Origin of the sequence: Gracilibacillus halophilus YIM-C55.5 (assembly GCF_000359605.1) — a bacterium.
Lineage (GTDB): Bacteria > Bacillota > Bacilli > Bacillales > Amphibacillaceae > Gracilibacillus > Gracilibacillus halophilus.
Genome location: NZ_APML01000033.1, coordinates 25,023 through 41,327, shown reverse-complemented (window position 1 = coordinate 41,327; position 16,305 = coordinate 25,023). Strand labels below are relative to the sequence as shown.

23 protein-coding genes are annotated in these 16,305 nt (G+C 36.6%); all 23 read right to left on the bottom strand.

Features of this window, described 5'->3' with window-relative positions:
- Positions 1 to 7: 7 nt before the first annotated feature.
- The gene (locus J416_RS08965; RefSeq protein WP_003469029.1) at positions 8 to 784 is read right to left on the bottom strand and encodes a head maturation protease, ClpP-related; all 777 of its coding nucleotides are present in this window, start codon (positions 782 to 784) and stop codon (positions 8 to 10) included.
- Positions 781 to 1,908, bottom strand: coding sequence for a phage portal protein (locus J416_RS08960; protein ID WP_003469026.1), 1,128 nt, complete (start codon positions 1,906 to 1,908; stop codon positions 781 to 783). The genes J416_RS08965 and J416_RS08960 overlap by 4 nt, the downstream gene beginning before the upstream one ends.
- Before the next feature lie 15 nt (positions 1,909 to 1,923).
- The gene (locus tag J416_RS08955) at positions 1,924 to 3,558 is read right to left on the bottom strand and encodes a terminase TerL endonuclease subunit (RefSeq protein ID WP_003469024.1); all 1,635 of its coding nucleotides are present in this window, start codon (positions 3,556 to 3,558) and stop codon (positions 1,924 to 1,926) included.
- Complete coding sequence (locus tag J416_RS08950) at positions 3,555 to 3,866, bottom strand: P27 family phage terminase small subunit (RefSeq protein ID WP_003469020.1); 312 nt, start codon at positions 3,864 to 3,866, stop codon at positions 3,555 to 3,557. The genes J416_RS08955 and J416_RS08950 overlap by 4 nt, the downstream gene beginning before the upstream one ends.
- 106 nt (positions 3,867 to 3,972) lie before the next feature.
- The gene (locus J416_RS08945) at positions 3,973 to 4,296 is read right to left on the bottom strand and encodes an HNH endonuclease (protein WP_003469018.1); all 324 of its coding nucleotides are present in this window, start codon (positions 4,294 to 4,296) and stop codon (positions 3,973 to 3,975) included.
- A 42-nt stretch (positions 4,297 to 4,338) separates the two neighbouring features.
- The gene (locus J416_RS08940) at positions 4,339 to 4,962 is read right to left on the bottom strand and encodes a coiled-coil domain-containing protein (RefSeq protein ID WP_003469016.1); all 624 of its coding nucleotides are present in this window, start codon (positions 4,960 to 4,962) and stop codon (positions 4,339 to 4,341) included.
- 185 nt (positions 4,963 to 5,147) lie between these two features.
- Positions 5,148 to 5,585, bottom strand: a complete 438-nt coding sequence (locus J416_RS08935) for a transcriptional activator (RefSeq protein WP_003469013.1) — start codon at positions 5,583 to 5,585, stop codon at positions 5,148 to 5,150.
- 339 nt (positions 5,586 to 5,924) lie between these two features.
- Positions 5,925 to 7,790 carry a phage/plasmid primase, P4 family gene (locus tag J416_RS08930; protein ID WP_003469010.1) on the bottom strand — a complete coding sequence of 622 codons (1,866 nt, stop codon included), beginning with the start codon at positions 7,788 to 7,790 and terminating at the stop codon, positions 5,925 to 5,927.
- A 158-nt stretch (positions 7,791 to 7,948) separates the two neighbouring features.
- Complete coding sequence (locus J416_RS08925; protein WP_003468993.1) at positions 7,949 to 8,461, bottom strand: dUTP diphosphatase; 513 nt, start codon at positions 8,459 to 8,461, stop codon at positions 7,949 to 7,951.
- Positions 8,458 to 8,622 carry a hypothetical protein gene (locus tag J416_RS15770; protein ID WP_156809561.1) on the bottom strand — a complete coding sequence of 55 codons (165 nt, stop codon included), beginning with the start codon at positions 8,620 to 8,622 and terminating at the stop codon, positions 8,458 to 8,460. Before J416_RS15770 ends, J416_RS08925 begins: the two co-directional genes overlap by 4 nt.
- Before the next feature lie 45 nt (positions 8,623 to 8,667).
- Entirely contained in the window at positions 8,668 to 8,814 is a 147-nt protein-coding gene (locus J416_RS15765; protein ID WP_156809560.1) for a hypothetical protein, read from the bottom strand.
- A 50-nt stretch (positions 8,815 to 8,864) separates the two neighbouring features.
- Complete coding sequence (locus tag J416_RS08920; protein WP_003468990.1) at positions 8,865 to 9,170, bottom strand: hypothetical protein; 306 nt, start codon at positions 9,168 to 9,170, stop codon at positions 8,865 to 8,867.
- Between the two features lie 4 nt (positions 9,171 to 9,174).
- Complete coding sequence (locus J416_RS08915) at positions 9,175 to 9,414, bottom strand: hypothetical protein (RefSeq protein ID WP_003468988.1); 240 nt, start codon at positions 9,412 to 9,414, stop codon at positions 9,175 to 9,177.
- Between the two features lie 11 nt (positions 9,415 to 9,425).
- Positions 9,426 to 9,644 (bottom strand): helix-hairpin-helix domain-containing protein, encoded by a 219-nt coding sequence (locus J416_RS08910; RefSeq protein WP_003468986.1) that lies wholly within the window; start codon positions 9,642 to 9,644, stop codon positions 9,426 to 9,428.
- A 14-nt stretch (positions 9,645 to 9,658) separates the two neighbouring features.
- Positions 9,659 to 9,796 (bottom strand): hypothetical protein, encoded by a 138-nt coding sequence (locus J416_RS15930; RefSeq protein ID WP_169331767.1) that lies wholly within the window; start codon positions 9,794 to 9,796, stop codon positions 9,659 to 9,661.
- Positions 9,796 to 11,514: a hypothetical protein gene (locus J416_RS08905; RefSeq protein WP_003468984.1), complete on the bottom strand. Its 1,719-nt coding sequence runs from the start codon at positions 11,512 to 11,514 to the stop codon at positions 9,796 to 9,798. The genes J416_RS15930 and J416_RS08905 overlap by 1 nt, the downstream gene beginning before the upstream one ends.
- Positions 11,515 to 11,529: 15 nt before the next feature.
- Positions 11,530 to 11,997 carry a DUF669 domain-containing protein gene (locus J416_RS08900; RefSeq protein ID WP_003468982.1) on the bottom strand — a complete coding sequence of 156 codons (468 nt, stop codon included), beginning with the start codon at positions 11,995 to 11,997 and terminating at the stop codon, positions 11,530 to 11,532.
- Between the two features lie 49 nt (positions 11,998 to 12,046).
- Positions 12,047 to 12,988, bottom strand: a complete 942-nt coding sequence (locus tag J416_RS08895; RefSeq protein WP_003468980.1) for an AAA family ATPase — start codon at positions 12,986 to 12,988, stop codon at positions 12,047 to 12,049.
- A gap of 116 nt (positions 12,989 to 13,104) precedes the next feature.
- Positions 13,105 to 13,428: a hypothetical protein gene (locus J416_RS08890; RefSeq protein ID WP_003468978.1), complete on the bottom strand. Its 324-nt coding sequence runs from the start codon at positions 13,426 to 13,428 to the stop codon at positions 13,105 to 13,107.
- Between the two features lies 1 nt (position 13,429).
- The gene (locus J416_RS08885; RefSeq protein WP_003468976.1) at positions 13,430 to 14,341 is read right to left on the bottom strand and encodes a YqaJ viral recombinase family protein; all 912 of its coding nucleotides are present in this window, start codon (positions 14,339 to 14,341) and stop codon (positions 13,430 to 13,432) included.
- Positions 14,334 to 15,626 (bottom strand): SNF2-related protein, encoded by a 1,293-nt coding sequence (locus J416_RS08880; RefSeq protein WP_420805433.1) that lies wholly within the window; start codon positions 15,624 to 15,626, stop codon positions 14,334 to 14,336. Before J416_RS08880 ends, J416_RS08885 begins: the two co-directional genes overlap by 8 nt.
- A complete protein-coding gene (locus J416_RS08875; protein WP_003468972.1) occupies positions 15,559 to 15,855 on the bottom strand; it encodes a PDDEXK family nuclease in 297 nt (98 codons plus the stop codon). Before J416_RS08875 ends, J416_RS08880 begins: the two co-directional genes overlap by 68 nt.
- Complete coding sequence (locus tag J416_RS08870) at positions 15,855 to 16,271, bottom strand: hypothetical protein (protein WP_003468970.1); 417 nt, start codon at positions 16,269 to 16,271, stop codon at positions 15,855 to 15,857. Before J416_RS08870 ends, J416_RS08875 begins: the two co-directional genes overlap by 1 nt.
- Positions 16,272 to 16,305: the final 34 nt, after the last annotated feature.

Sequence of the window (16,305 nt, the reverse complement as noted above, 5' to 3'; positions counted from 1 at the left end):
ATTTTAGTTATAAATTTAAAAAGAGCTTACTCATATCGTTTTGAGTAGGCTCTTGTTCAGGTGATTCTTGATTTGAATGTAATTCATTTTTTAATTCATCTTTAAATTCAGCTAACATTTGTTTCACGGCACCTTCATCAATATCGGTACCAGTGCCAGTGTTGTTGACACCACCTTCTTCTGGTTCATCAAAGGTTTCAGCTTGCTTGCTGGACTTTCTGTTAGCGAATCCTTTTTCTACTGCTTCATCTGCTGTAAACCAGGTTTCTTTTACTAGTAGATCATCCAATTCATCTTTTGGTAAACCCGTGCGCTCAGCATAAATATCAACTAAAGAACCATCGATTGTTTCAAGTGCATTGACGGCCTTATTCAATTCATTTTTATCGCCCCAAGCAATAGTAGAAGCCTGGTGTATCATCATGGATGAACCAGTATCCATAATCACTTCATCACCACCCATTGCAATAATGGATGCAGCACTTGCTGCAAGTGCCGTGACTTCCACGGTAATATGTGATGAATGGCGTTTCAGATAGTTGTAAATTTCAATGCCTTCGAAAGCGTCTCCGCCACCGGAATTGATACGGATAAGGATATCCATTTCAACATCATCCAATGTTTTCGCTATGTCCTCAGCATTAATGGTTTCAATCTCAAGCATCCTATCAATCCAGTCTGGCTTTGCCACAACTCCTGAAAGTGTGAGAAAGTATTTATCATCCTTCACTTCATTTTCAAATTGATACTTCATGCCATTTTTTATGAGCTTTTCTCTTGTCATTCATTCTCACCCCCTTCAATAGATTCAGAGTAGTTTTTCGTGATGACGTATTTATCGTGGATTGGATCATCTGATTCCTCCATTCCTAATTCATCTCGTAATTCATGACCGTTAGCAACGCCAGACGAACGTAATTTATCAACTGCACTCGCTACATCAAATATATTGGTGTAGGATACGCGTCGAATGTTAATACGTTGGCCATTTAAAAAATCACGCTTATCGATAAACTTTGCGCTTAATTCATCTTTGATTTTTTTGAGCAATGGTTCAACACAAAACGTCATGTAATTCCTTGTGCTTTTTTCTACATCCGCCATTTCTCCTCGAACAAGTGCAGGTGGGATGCCGAGTGCCCTTGCAACGTGATCTAAAAATCCGCTCGTAATTTTATTAATTTCTTCTGCGCTACTTGAAGTTCGATCTGACTTTTCTTGATAAGTAAAACCCTTCTGTTGCGGGACAATCGCAAATGCCTTATTTTTTATCGCTTTATACATACGATCAATAAATGCTTGAAGTCTATTCTGTGTTTCCTTATCCTTCTTTGAGACGTTCTCAGTATCAACTGTCGCTCGAATTTGATTATTATGCTTTTGGAATTCCAGCATTCTTCCGAACAGTTCGCCGTAATCGGTGTAAAGACTGCTAATTAGACGCGATAAATCCTCATTGCTATATTGGATGTAAATAACATCACTCGATATAAAATTGCGACGAAATGTATAATTTTTAACCATCACATCGCGAAAAACATCATCCATCATGGCGTATTCTGTACGCGAAAAGTCATCCGCAATTAGCAGATCATCGGTATCTGTTTTAATAATAAGCACTTCATTATCATGAATAATTTTGTGTACAAATGTTTCCCAGAACTCACTTGCTGACTGATTTCGATTCGGCTTTACGTTAAACCGATAATAAAACTCATCATACTGTACAGATCCATTTTGTTTGATTCGGAATTCTGATTGGCTTATCGTTCTAGCAATCAAATTTACGCAAGTTGCGATGGCCAACTTCTTATAATAAATGCGATCTGACGTATCTTCCAACAAATCAATGTCATACATGAAGTCCATCTCATCATAGTTTTTCGTAAAAATATCTAATAACCCCAAATAGTATCACCTCCCTTAAAACGTGATTTCATCTAGATAGAAATCTTCCTCTTCTTCTAGCACATTATCTGCTTCAAATAACGCATGTATGAAAGCATGAAATCCATCCGTTTTCCGTCTAACCTCATCCTTTTTCAAATATTCCTTGTTGCCATCTTTTTTGATCTTGACGTACACATTATTCGTGTACCAACGCATTAAAGGATTATCATCAAAAATAATATTATGATTCGCAAAAATGGTTTCAACACGAGGAGCCAATTTGCTGTGTATTGCTTTCGGATTTCGTATATAAATTAACTCAAATCCTTCCGCTTCCAATGCCGTTTTCACAAGGTCCAATCTAAATGTGTCGGAAACAATGCGATTCACGCCATAATGTTCTCTCATCTCAACAAACCAATTAACAATGTGTTTGATGTCGATTGTCGGTTCATCAACAATCGTCAACAATCCACGTTCTTCCCATTCTTTTATGGGGGCTTTAAGTTTGACATTATCCAAGAACCCTTGACGTACAAACGAATGACTTTTCCAAACATAATCTTCGCCCACTTTAAATAAAAGGCCGACTGCAGCAAAATCTTTAATGCTTGCATAATCTAATCCTCCTAGCGCTACCCTGTGTTCTAATTCTGGAAAGGGTCGATTGGTCGCCAAAATGTCTTCCCATGGAGCAATGGTCTTTGTCAGATCTACTTCTGGAATATTCATTCGTTTTGTCATAAATTCTTCGCGGTTGGATGGATCATTTACTAGATCTTTGTATTCTTCTTTGACAATATAAAAAAGCTCCTCTGCATATTCGCTTCGGGGCTCGCAAAACATGGGATTTGCTTTCTCCCAATTATCAATGTTTTCAGCTTCATCTTTATTATCCAATTTACAAATGAACGGAAATAATGAATCATTCAATTCTTGTTGATTCAGAATGTTTTGTGCGCGTTCTTTCATTTTGTCTAAATAACCTTCACGCACATAACCATCCGTACCAATAAAAAACTCCCGCGGATTCTTGACCTTTCCAAGACCGCTGGAGAATACTCTTACTACTTCATTTGTTTGGTACTGATGAATTTCATCATATATTACGCAACCATCACGTAGACCGTCTTTCGTGCTTGCATTCGATGTTCTATATTTAACAATGCTTTTTGTTGCATGATTTTTAATTTCGACTTTTGTTCGGTGAAACAAATCATCTAGCGTTTCATGTTCTTCGATTGTGTCATACATTTCCATGAATGACGTTTTGGCTTGATCTTCACTGTTAGCAACAATTGAAACATTGTATTTTGGTATGCCATGTAATTCACTTGATAAATAATTGGTAAGTGTCGTAATATAACCGTTCTTTCCTCCACCGCGTCCCATCATGATTAAAAACTTACGAAAGAAGTTCCGACCAGTTTCTTTGTAAAATAAAAAAACAAAAGCTGCAATAAACTTTTGAAAAGGCTCCAGTGGAAAATACCATTTTTCACTAAACTTAATATAGTTTTCTATTTGTTCATCATCAAAATATAAATCATCACGAACAAGGACATGTTGTTTCAGAAAGTCGATTAATTGAATGCGCTCTTTGTTTAATTTGATGTTTCCCGATTCATACAAATCAATATAATGTTCAACATATTTATTTGTTATCATATTAGATCATCAGCAGAGCGCTTATTGTCCGGTTCGTCAGGTACAGCAAAACCAAATGATTTTTCAATATTTAAAAGTGAAGCATTAATTTTATTTCGCTCACCAACTAGGGGGTGGGCTTTCACAAAACGCTGCGATCCATTTTCGACTGTTATCGATTCACCTTCTTTGCGAATCATTTTATCCACTCTTCTGAATGACTTAACTAAATTTATATAACGCTCTACCTTCTCCAGTTGAACTAAATCTTCAATATCAATTCGGTCCATTAATTGCTTTCTAAGTTCTGTTATTTTTACTTGCGCCATGTTCACCACCCCCCCTACGTGAGAATTTTGTTATAAATGTGGAAAATCGAGCCCCCTGCACCGTTTCCCCGACCGGCAAAAATGGTCGAATTTTTAGACGGGGGGGTTACCATTTTTCATCATGCTCCCACTTATTTGGTTTCCGATTATATCCTTTTAAGTATCTGCCATGCTTACTGTTGTGGCATTTAACACATTTCGTTTCTAAGTTATCAGGATCCAAAGAAAGTTCCGGATAGTCTTCCAATTCTTTGATGTGATCAACGTCTAACGACTTATGTTTATCATCATCAGTTACCTTAACGTAACCTTGTCGTTTACATTCCTGGCATTCATGATTATCGCGATCTAAAATATCTTGTCTTAGTTTTCGCCATTCTTTACTTTTATAAAACTTCATCCGCTGTTCTTTGGTTTGATATTGTTGCATAGTTGATCACCACATAAAAAAGACACCCCATAGTGGAGTGCTCTATTTTTCTTCAATTTTATTCACTATTGAATTTAACTGTGTAGCATAACCATCAGGTAAAGATTCAAATAAATTATTTAGTTCGCTTTTATCCCAAATAGTTAATTCGCTCTTTCTATCAAGGTTTTTTTCAATTTTATTTAATATACTATTTAGATTACCTTTATTATACTCGCTATGTAAAATTCCTGCTTTAATATAATAATTTAATGCATTAGCATCTATACCTTTTAAGTCCCATAAATCCCCCTCTAGTTCATAGATCTTTCCATTTATTTTTTTTTCATTATAATTAATCTCTTTTATTTCATCTTTTGTGTCACTAATTTTTGCTTCATTAATATTAATTTTATTTTCATAAGACTCAACTTTTTCATTTAATTTCAACTCAAGATCTTTAATTACTTCGGATTTAAGATTACTTAGGTAGCTTTCTTTAAGTTCCGATTTGACATCAGAAGTTATTTTATCTAACTCATCTTTTCTAAATTTTTTAACTGCATATAAGTTTGTCCCTACAAATAAAAATAAAATCGTTAGTATTCCACCAATTGACCATAAAAGAACATCTTTAAAATGTTTATTTTGTTCAACCAAAACATCAATAACTTGATTTACATCCATATATATCCCCACCTTCTTTTTATTAAATTCGACAAAAACTCAAAAATTCCTGCCAAAAATTACAGCAACCGCTTATAGTAAACGATTGCTGCATAGGAACGAAGGGAGAATCATTTTTATGGTTTTGTTCCACACTATCATAATAACACGGTTTTGAGTGTCAAAACGGACATATTATAGGCAGATTATCGCCAACCTAATATTTCTATCGTTGATTGAACAATTTCATTTCGCCAACGACGCGCTTGTCTCTCACTTATATTCATTTTTAAGGCAATACTTTCCCACGTTAATTTCTTTCCTCTTTGCCAGTATCGTAAATGTATCAATCGCTTATATTCATCACTTGACTCGTTATATACCGTTTCAATAGCGCTCGTTACTTCTCGTAAATAGTTTAATTGCTTATGCGTGGTTAACCTTGTAGCTGAACGTTGAGTTGGATCTCCAGGTTGCCGAACGGAATTCAAACCTTTTACAATTGTCGGATCATCTGGATCTTCATCAAACGGATGTAAAATAGCTTCTTCTAACATTTGGACTTCTTGCAATGTCTGATAATAATTAAACCATTCAGACTCTACTTTTTTGAATGTTGGTTTTTGTGATTCGATAATTGTCATATATGATCAACTCCTTTTGCTAGATATGTCACAAGATACTGTCACAAGATCAAAATTCGCCTTAACCCTTACGGCTGTAAGGATTCAGCCAACTGTCACAAGATTGGTGTGACATTCTTTTTTTATTTTTAACTCCTTTTTTTATTACTTATCTTCTATATTATTATTAAATATATTTATTTTATCTTGTGACAAAAGAAAAAATAATAGTAATGATAGTAGTAATACCAAGGGATAGAAGGTGTCACAAGATGTATTTTTGATCTTGTGACAGTTAGAAGGTAAATAATGCGTAAAACCCTTGTCCCTCAAGGCATAGAAGGTGTCACAAGATGTATGCTAATCGTCTTGTGACATAACTTGTGACAAAGTATTACTAAACACTCGAACACGTTTACCATTCTTTCGAACTTGCTTCCAATCAAATCCTTCTTTCTTTAGTCTTCTACCAAACTCGGTCGATCCAACAGCTTTCAATCCTGATTCATCACAATATAATGTGTACTGCATATATGCTTTCTTTGTTTCCTTTCCATCCACATCATAATTTTCTAAAAAGGCCAGCACACTATCCGATTGCACAAAATACTCTTTTGTAATGTCAGAAACCGCCTTGCATTCTGATAGATCGCCTTGCGCTTGAATCCGCTGCATACCCTCAATGGCTAATCTCAAAAGATAGGACTTTGCACTTTCAGTTGATAATTTACTATCAATCTCCATATCTCGTTCCGTCACCGTCGCATCACATGGAATGACGCGCATACGTTTTTTGATTCCGCCAGACTTATCTTTAAAGACCGGTATCTCATTACAAGTAAAGATTAATGTAGCTTTATTGTTTAACGTCGTCGCCGGTGAATAAATCGGGCGAATCATCACAGGATCTCCAGATACGATTGTCTTGTAATTACTTGATTTATCTAAAAAACTTGCGTTAATATCATCTGCCACGTTTAATAACTTACCTAGTAAACTATAAACGGTTGTATCATCATCAAACTTATCGAGTGGTACATTCGTATGTAAACCATCTGCAAAAGCTTGAATCATTTTAATCAGTGTACTTTTTCCGTTATCACCACTCTCACCCCAAAAAAAGAAAGAACGGTGCGGAAAGCCTTTGGTCATAATAATATGGCCAAATACTTCCTCGACAAACCTTCGTAAATCTGATCTGTTACAAGTAAACCAATCTAAAAACTTATCAACATGCTCATCATAAGCATTTTCATCATAAGCCACATCCATATAAAATGGTGTGAAACCAGGATCAATTTCAACAATTTCGTTATCATAAAGCGTGTACCCATTGTTAAGTTGCACAGGTAGATCATCATCTTCTTGTAATGTAGCTTTGATCTTGAATAATTCCTTCAACTCTTTGTGTTGCGACGGTTTTAACTTGATTAACTGATCAATTGCACGCAGCAATTGGTTCTCATCCGATTCATAGTGATTGTCTTTTTTGAAAAAGGTTTTGCCTCTAAAATAATGAATATCTAATTTTTCCACTAATACCTCACTGGTCATGATCATGTCTTTCGTGTTTAGAAACTTTTTATCATTCGTTTCTACTGTTTTAGACTTCGAGCTAGCAATCACATTATTTAATTCTTGTTCTTTGAGACTTTCACCAAATACATGCTCATTGATAAATTGTGCTGTAGGATCCAAATGTTCTTTCGATCGTTCCGGATACATCTCGCGTATGGTAAGCAAATGGGTGTAAAGGTTACTGTTACGACCTTGGCCGTCTTGTAAGCCAATGAGTACTTCTTTTAACCGACTCGGAAACAATAAAAAAGGCAACTCAGGCAGCTGATCAAACTGCCCAAGTAAATGATCATTTTCCATCTTACGCATTTGGCCGTTTTGTTTTACGACAATCGGCTGTTTCTTTGTATGCTTATAATCCACCTGGATGCCTGCATTGGTTAGCTTTTTCACCCAGTTTTTCAAATACACATGTTTCGGTTTCCGATAATAGAGATGAAACCCACGTTTGGTGTGTACTTTTAATGTCGGATGTTGGTTGTAAATGAGATTACCAATTCGCGCGCTTTCCGCATCATCGAAATCCACCACAACCGTTCTGTTATCAAGTAAAATAGCAGCGTGTTTATAATTGGCATGATCCGTGCTGAATGTATCTAACTTATGCTTGGGTGCCTTATCTTCATCCAATTCAATGTATTTGAGCAATCGAGGTTCACCTCCTCTGTTCTGATAGGTGTTTGATTATTAGTTCGTGTATGTTTGACATAGATACTTGTAATACTTACTAGGTTTCACCGGTGAAAGGAGACCGGTGCGCTTATCCTGTCTTGATTCGTGAACTTTCCATCTCAATTGATACATGATTAATACCCCGTATCCTGCCGGTAGTGATTTGTTTTGTTCTTTTCAAGATAAGCTTTTTCAATATCCATCAGACTGTATCCAAGCATTTCACCCAGCGCTAAATACAAACGTAAAATAGAATAATAGTTGCCTCGTGTTTCAAATTCGTAGAAATCGCCAATTTTGGTAAATAACCTGTTAAATTGTTTCGTAATCGATTTTTCATGAATATAATTGATCGTTTTCGGACGTATTTTTAAATCGTTACCAATACTCAAGATAAAACTTAAACCGTCTGCATACTCCTCTAGCAATGGGTTTTTATAACCTTTTAATTCATCCATCTTTTTTGTTCTTGGTTCCCGATCTCGACTCCAAAACTTAAACCCTCGCCATTCGTTTGCGAGCTCGCCAACCTCTACTTGCAAAGCTAGTATTTTTTCATCTTGATAATCTTTGCCGTTGATCCCTTGTTCTTTTTCAATGTGACGGTCTAACTCTTGCTGAGCGTCCATAAGTTGATGTATGTTCATTCACCTTCTCCTTTCGGGTAAAAACGTATGTCGGCTTTACCTAATTCCGTATTTAATTCAATTTCTTCGTGATCACCATGAGATATCCATTTGCCTATAGTTGAATTTGGAAAGGCTACTGCAAGTGACCTCTGAAGATTTAAAAATTGAATAGCTTTCATCTACTCCAACCCCTCTATTTGTTCGTATTTTGGTCGCAATGTGCATTAAGCGATTGAGTAATAATCGGTAATGTCAGCATCTTTTGTTTGTTCTTCGGCAATTTTGATGCATTCATCAACACTTGGTGCTGTAACATCAAAACTTCCTGTATTGCCTTTACCATCTGCCCAATGAAATTTCATCTTTTCCATTTATAAATTATCCTTTCTACTTCGCAGTATCGGTCTATCACGAACTAAATCTATTTGTTTGATAATGGCTTATGCAATGCTTTTTCTGCTATTCTTCCTCCATCTGTCAATACTGCTGGTGGTAAGTAACCCTCATTATAAATCTTGGGATCAGCATAAAACTGCAACGCTTCCTCATACCGCCGAATTTGCTGTTCTAATTCATTCAATTTACCGCCACTATATTTAACTGTTTCATCTCGGATTTCACATCTTACTTCCAACTCCTGCTTTTTTTGTACTTGATCGATAAGCCAATCAATATCATCCGCATTTGCGAATTGCTTGCACTTTTCCAACCGTTCTTGTGCGTTCATGTAATCACTCCTTGTTAATTTCTAAGGGTTCAATACTTTCCATCACTTTTTTGTGCAACTTTTTCATGAACTTTTTGTGTTCTGAATCAGTCATTAGGTGAAACATGCACATTTTTAATGACTTATCCAACTTGTGAATACGAGTTTTGTTATCACCTAATGTAAATCCTTGCTTGTTCATTTGATTCTCTATTGGTTCTGCTAATGGCGAATAATCAACGTTAATTCTTATTTTTTCCTCCATCCTTACCCCTCCTAGAAGTCTTTGTTCCTCTTCCGTTTCATCTGAAAATACTCCTCGCCTAACTGGTCCACAATCTTTTGCATGGTCTTTTTACCAATACCAGGTACTTGTTCGAGATCCATCAATCGTTTGGTAAAATAGTTGATAGAATCCTGAATGCCTTGCTTTCGACCTGCTTCAAACCCTTCATGCCATTTCTTCTCTAAGACTGGATTTTTCTTTTTGGTCATTCTTCATTGCACCTCTACCTAGATATTTGCCACCCATCACGTAACCTTGCTTTTACTTCATGGTTTTGCAAGTACTCATACAACCACACGCGGTCTCGTTCTTCTCGTCTATACAACAAGTAGTAACCAGCTTTAAATTTTCGGTTGCTCATTAAAACAACCACCCTTCGATCTGTTTGATGTACCAATTCAAATCGATCAATCGCTTGTCTAGTTTTTTTAGATCACCATTCCACACCAAACAGTTTTCGCTAGTATAAGGGACCTTGTTATATTTGGTTTCCTTTTCATTGCGAACCTTATAAACAGCGCCTTTATATTTGTCTTTAGCAGCAAAAATCCGATTGACTTTTTGTAACGGTTCGAATCCAACTGTGTCCATTCCACCAAATAAATTCGTGTCTTTTCTTTCCTGGGCCATCCCATCAAATTTCCCTGCTTTCGCTACCATTTGAAAAAACTCAAACTTTTTTGCTTTCCATACATCAATCACTGTTTTGTTTGGTTTAATACCTTTGATATAATAATCGACTAACGCTTTATCAATAATGTTGAGGCTGTTTCGTTCAAAATTACCGCCATTATAGTTGGCAAACCGACCTTTGGCTTTAATAGATCCATCTTGAAATTGCACCACATAATTGTTCACATCACGCTGTGCTATTTTGCTGATCACATGCACATCAAAAGACAAGTGATAGTGTTCTTGGAATAATTCCAGAAGCTTTAATATATTTTTCTCAAATCCTTTTTCATATTTGATGATCAGACCGTCTGTGTTTGTTTGAATAAGCTCACAGTGCCCATCCAATAAACAAATCAAATGTGTTAAGATTAACTGGCCATTTACTACAATGTTATTGGCCATTTGTGGATGATAAAGCTTGTTCCATTTGCTCTTCATGGATCCGTAGGTTGAATTAAGAAGCAACTTGTAAATCTCTTCTTTGGAATCGCCTTTATCTTTCAATTCTCTTCGCTTTTCATAAATTTGTTTAAATGGATTCACATTCTTTAAGAAGCCATTGTTAATAATAAGAGAAGGATAATACGAGCTTACATCTATGCTCATATAGTTACCTTCTCCTTTGTAATTTTCTTTAGCAGCGTGCAAGCCACCAAAACCATATTGATGTTCAATGCCTGCTAATCTGTATGTCATTTTCTTTTTTTCTAACGTTTGCACATCTACTCCTTGCTTGTACGCTTTTTCGATATCTTGGTAAAAATGAAGCACCGCTTCAGGTAATTCGTACTTTGCAATCCGTTTATCATACGTAAATATCAATCGATCTTTATCGTTTCCAGGCGTGGCTTTTAATACTTGAGAAGCGATGTTTGCTCGTGTTTTTTTGATCGCGGTAGCGGGTAACCCAAACTCTTTCACGATTTCAAATTTGCTAGCAAAATAATCTTCACGCTTCTCAAATAATTGCTTCGTTACTTTGACATCATTGACGCAATACTCAAATGTCTTTTCGATTTCTTGGTTGGTTAACGGTCTATCAATCTGAAAATCTACTGGGGTTTCAATAATGTCTAACCCTAAATTCGCTTGCGCTTCTTTTAGTGATAAACCTTTCAATTCTTGCATCACATCTAACGTGATTGGATTTTGAAGTGATAGTTTGAACTTTTTGCCGGCAATAATTTTTTGTGACGTTTCATAAGGATTGATGCCCTTTAAAATACTGGCCACGATTTTATCGTCATAAGCATAATTGTTATAGCCGACTAAGTAATGGACAGATGCAAGATGCTCACGTAGAGCACCTGCATCGTTGTGTATTTTAGTTACGTTGTTATGATCGTCGATAAAAACCATCATCCATTCGTGCTTGAATACTTCGCAATCGTAAAAGGTAAACATTTATGTCAACCACCCTTAAAACGGCATGCCATCATCATCCACTTCAAAGCCTTCATCCTCTTTTGCTTCCCAGTTTTGAAACGTGCCTTTTTTATTGGTTTTTAATTCCACCATGCACTGATTGCCTACGCCTTCTTTTATTTTTTCGACGAGCACTTCTTCATCGTCAAAATCATCAATATCCAGTTCGACATCTAAAACTGCTGCACTTTTCATCGCACGTTTTAAATTGAGTTGCATCATTTTTTCATTTGAGAAAAAGATATTACCAAAATATTTACGGTTCTCGTAACCTTCGTTTAATACTTCAAATTCAAACGATAACCATTCCGTTCCCTTTTCATTTGGCCCTTGCCACTTCACATCCGTTAAAATCATGTCGTACAGACCATCAGGTAATTCTTCAAAGTCTCCACCAACTGCATCTTTCTTCGGATCAAAACCCTGGTCTAAAATTTCTGCTGCTGCTTCTTTTAAGTTCATGATTCATCATTCTCCTTTGTGTAAATAATAGATTTATAATTGAATAAGCTTACTTCGTAACTGGACGCGGAGGACGTTTCTTCGGTTGTTCTTGTTCATTGTCCTCATTTTGTTCTTTAGCTTGCTCCTTCTGATCAGCTTTACCCTGCTTCTCAGATTCAGCGTTTGCTTCCGTTTCTGGTTGTGTTTGTTCTTGCTTCTTACGTTCAGCCTGACGTGCTTTGCGTTCTGCTTCTTGTTGCTTTTCTTGTTCAGCCGCTAACTTTTTCGCCTCATTTGTACTAGTTTTTTGCGACTTATCATAAGCGCCAACAACGGTGTCAAGCAGTTGCGTGATACGTTCGTCATCGATCATGTCACGCGTGTAATTCTTACGCTTGGATTCGACTTTACGTAAATATTTTTTACCGATCTTCCGGCAAAGGATTGTATAATCTGAATTTCCGTTAACAATATTCATCCATTTTTGTTTGAGAGATGGCACATAACTTGTCGCGTCGTTTTCCTCTATTGTGTTCAAGCGTGAAATGTAAATGACGTTCATCTTCTTTTTAGCCGACAATTCTTTCAATCGCATAACAAATACTCGTACCATCATTTCAAGCGCTTGATGCCCTTTCCCATACGGAATATCGCCAACTGTGGTAACATTCGCTTCTTCTGTGATTTCTTGCTCAAATAGTGTGATCACATCGTCAATCACATCGATAATGACTGTTTCAAAGCTGTGATTCGTTCCTTGCAATTCATCAATAACTTGCGTTAAATAATCACTTGCCGATTTTTTAATAACCCCTTTGGCATCTCGTTCGTGACCAATGTTCAAAGATGGTGTTTCAATCATATCTGCATTGCCATCCGTATTAAGATTTAACGGATTCGGAAATTCTTCTGAAAAGAAGGTTTTTCCGTGCATCGTTCCACCATAGATTACAAAATTGCGTGGGGTTTCCTTCGCTACTTTTCGTTCGTTTTTTGGTAATAGACTCATTAGTTAGCCTCCTGTGTTTTTTTATTTAATTCAATTTGATAACAGTCTTCGCAAAGGTACAGATTCACTAATGGTTTAAACGGGCTTCTACATCTTACACAAGTAAATCTATACATCTACTTAGCCCCCATAAATGTTTGTAATTCCTGATAGGCTGCATCAGTTAGTTTGTAATATTCGATCACAACAAAAGCACTAGGTTCAAAGAATTTTAGATCTGGCTCAATCACTCCTGCGTCAATAAGCGCATCAACCATTCCTTCATTTTCAGACCAATTTTTAATACCTACAATTTCTTCGGTGTTTTTTATCTCTCCATTTACTGTAGCTACAGCTACCAGAGAATCATCTTCTGCATCGACTAACTGAATAGCGGTATTACCATTAAGGTACTTCCCAAATGCAGCTATGCAATCATATCCTTTGAAATTAACGTTCATCTTACTTATCCTCCTTCACCTTAATTCGTACACTACCCTTCGTCTTACTCATTTTCTGATATTCTTCCGCAAGATCAGGGTAGTCTTGTTTGAATCGTTTGCTGTCGAATGATTTCCGTTCACCTGGTAGCACTCTGGTAACCGTTACTACATCCGTTTCATACTTTTTGATGTCGTACGCTTCCATGGCATCATGCAATTGTTGCTTCGCTTCTTTATATTGCTTTTCGATTTCTTTAAATTCGGCTAGTTGCATTTCTAATTTCGATACTTCACGAGCAAAAATCATCACTTCATTTTGGCCAAAATCAATAAATTCTTGTTCGGCCGCGTTTGGGTTATCCTTCAAGAATTCACAACGGATCCAAAACGTTTCGATCGCATTTAGTATCTTTTGGATGAATTCATCATCACGTTCAATCACTTCGATTTGTAATCGGTTCGGATCAAATTCAGTATCGAAATTATCCGGCCGTTCATACAATGCAAGCCAACCTTCTTCAATACCTAGATGCCACATATACAACTGCATTTGTGCAATGTATGGTTTCGTATCTAAGTTTTTACCATGCGTTTTAATCTCAAGAAGCAAACCATATTCCGCATCAAATCCATCCACGTTGGAACGTATGTTGCGTTCTTCATCAACCATGGTTTTTTCTTTAAAATGGACTTCGTGAATGCTATTAACGGCATTAATATAGTCACGTATTTGTGGTTCCATGATGTTACCAAATTCGGTGTATTCATTGCCTTTAAATTCATTTGGCTTAATGCCGACTTTTTCTTGAGCCAATTCAAACTGCGTTTTATATTTGTTGATACCTAAAATGGTTGGTATGTCTGAACCGCCAACATATAAATTTCGGTTCTTTGTTACGTTAGCGCCTGCTTGAGTGGTTAAATTACTCAATGTTATCGATCTCCTCTCTAAATAAATCTTCTGTGAAGTCTTTCTTTTGCTTTAATCGTGCATAGATTTTGGTTTCAACCGTGCCTTTTGTAATAAATCGATAGACCGTTACTTTTTTGTCTTGGCCATTACGGTAAGCTCGTCCTAATGCTTGATCGTAATCTTGGAAGCTATAAGTCGGTGTATAAAACACAACCAAATTTGCGTATTGCAATTCAATCGCTGCAGCTCCAGCTTGATACTGAACCAATGTGATGCTATTGCTTAAATCAGACCACGTCTCTTTTTTTGGTAAATTGGTATCTTGTCCACTTACTTCAAATACGGTTTTCTTTAACTTCTTCATCCGTTGAATCAAAGCATCTTTTTCTTCCTGGTAGTAATAGAAGATCACCATATTTTCGCTAGTACCTTCGGCAAGCATTTCAACGTATTTCAGCTTGTCTGATTGATTCGCATAATAACGTAATCCGTGCTGCAATTTCGGTAACGTGTCAAACGCTTCTAATTCACCATCGATTTCAAGTACGCGATCTTTTCGAATCTTGTTGTATTCAGTTGACTTTTTAAAATACACATCATCAAATACGAGTGGTGGTAGATCGAGCGCTTGGCTTTTCGGTAGACTGATAGAAAACGAATCGAACCGCTTCTTTAATTCTTTTTGGTGCTGCCAATCCACCACTTTCATCATTTGCTTTCCGCCATACATAACCGGCTTTCCACCACGATACAACGGTTCTTTAATGGCATAATCCTTTTCAAATTGTGTTTTATTTTTGGCATAACCAAACATAATGAAGTAATTGATCGTGTCGCTCCAACCGTTACTGGCAGGCGTTGCCGATAACAATAGAAAATGTGTACTGTTTAAAGCTAAAAACTTACCTGCTTTTCCTCTTTGAGAAGTAGATGTTTTAACATAATGACATTCATCGAATACAACAAAGTACCCTTTATATTGCTTCCACTTCTTGGCCAGGACACCATAAGAAAGTATGGTGTAATCAATAGTTATATGATGTGTGTTAGCCACTAACTCAATATCACGATCCCAACCGCCTTCAGTTATTTTGGTTGGCGGGGCGACCACTAAAAGAGGTTCGCCTTTTGTAAACCGCAAGTAATGATAAATGGCCATGATGGTTTTCCCTGTACCTGTATCTGCAGCAATGATGTAATCTTTATCAATGCTATTGAGTAGCTTCTTTTGATAGTTATACAAGATCGAGTTTTGTAAGATACTGCTTCGTTTCTTCGACGCTTCTGCTAACAAAAGCCACACCACCTGCCTTTTCAATTGCATCAATATGATACTTTTGTAATTCACTTACTTTACCACCATCTGGTCGCTTCACTTCGATGGCGACAAAGAGACCTTTTACACAAGCGATAATATCTGGCGTACCAGCTTTACTGAACATAGAACCATGCGTTTTAATATGCCAGGCTCCTATATTGTCTAGATATCGTTTAATCTGATTCTCAATTCGTTTTTCAGGACCTTGTCCCATTACGCACCGCTCCGTGTTAATAGTTCAATATCCGTTTTCTTGGCCTTGCGAGCTTTTAGTTTTTGATCTGGCTCGAAAAATTCATATTCTTTAAGCTTTTCTGCAGTTATGCGATTTTCTTCCACCAGTTCAGCAACTCCGATTAAATTTAATTCCTTGGTCGTAATATCTAAATCACCAGCTAAACTAGACTTATCAAACTTCTTCTTTTCCACTTGTTTAACAGTTAATACATGCGGTGTGTTATCCTTGTAAGCAAGCACGTTTCCGTGTTGCAAAATATGTTTGATGATCTTTTCGGTTTTCTGGTCAATCGTCTCTTTCAAACGCGTACGATCTTTTTTTAATTGTTCAATATCCTGGAACATGCCATTAATTTCAGACTGCTCATATTGCACATTAAAATTTACGTCCATATTGTGAATTTGCTCCTTTCATGGTACGATTCAA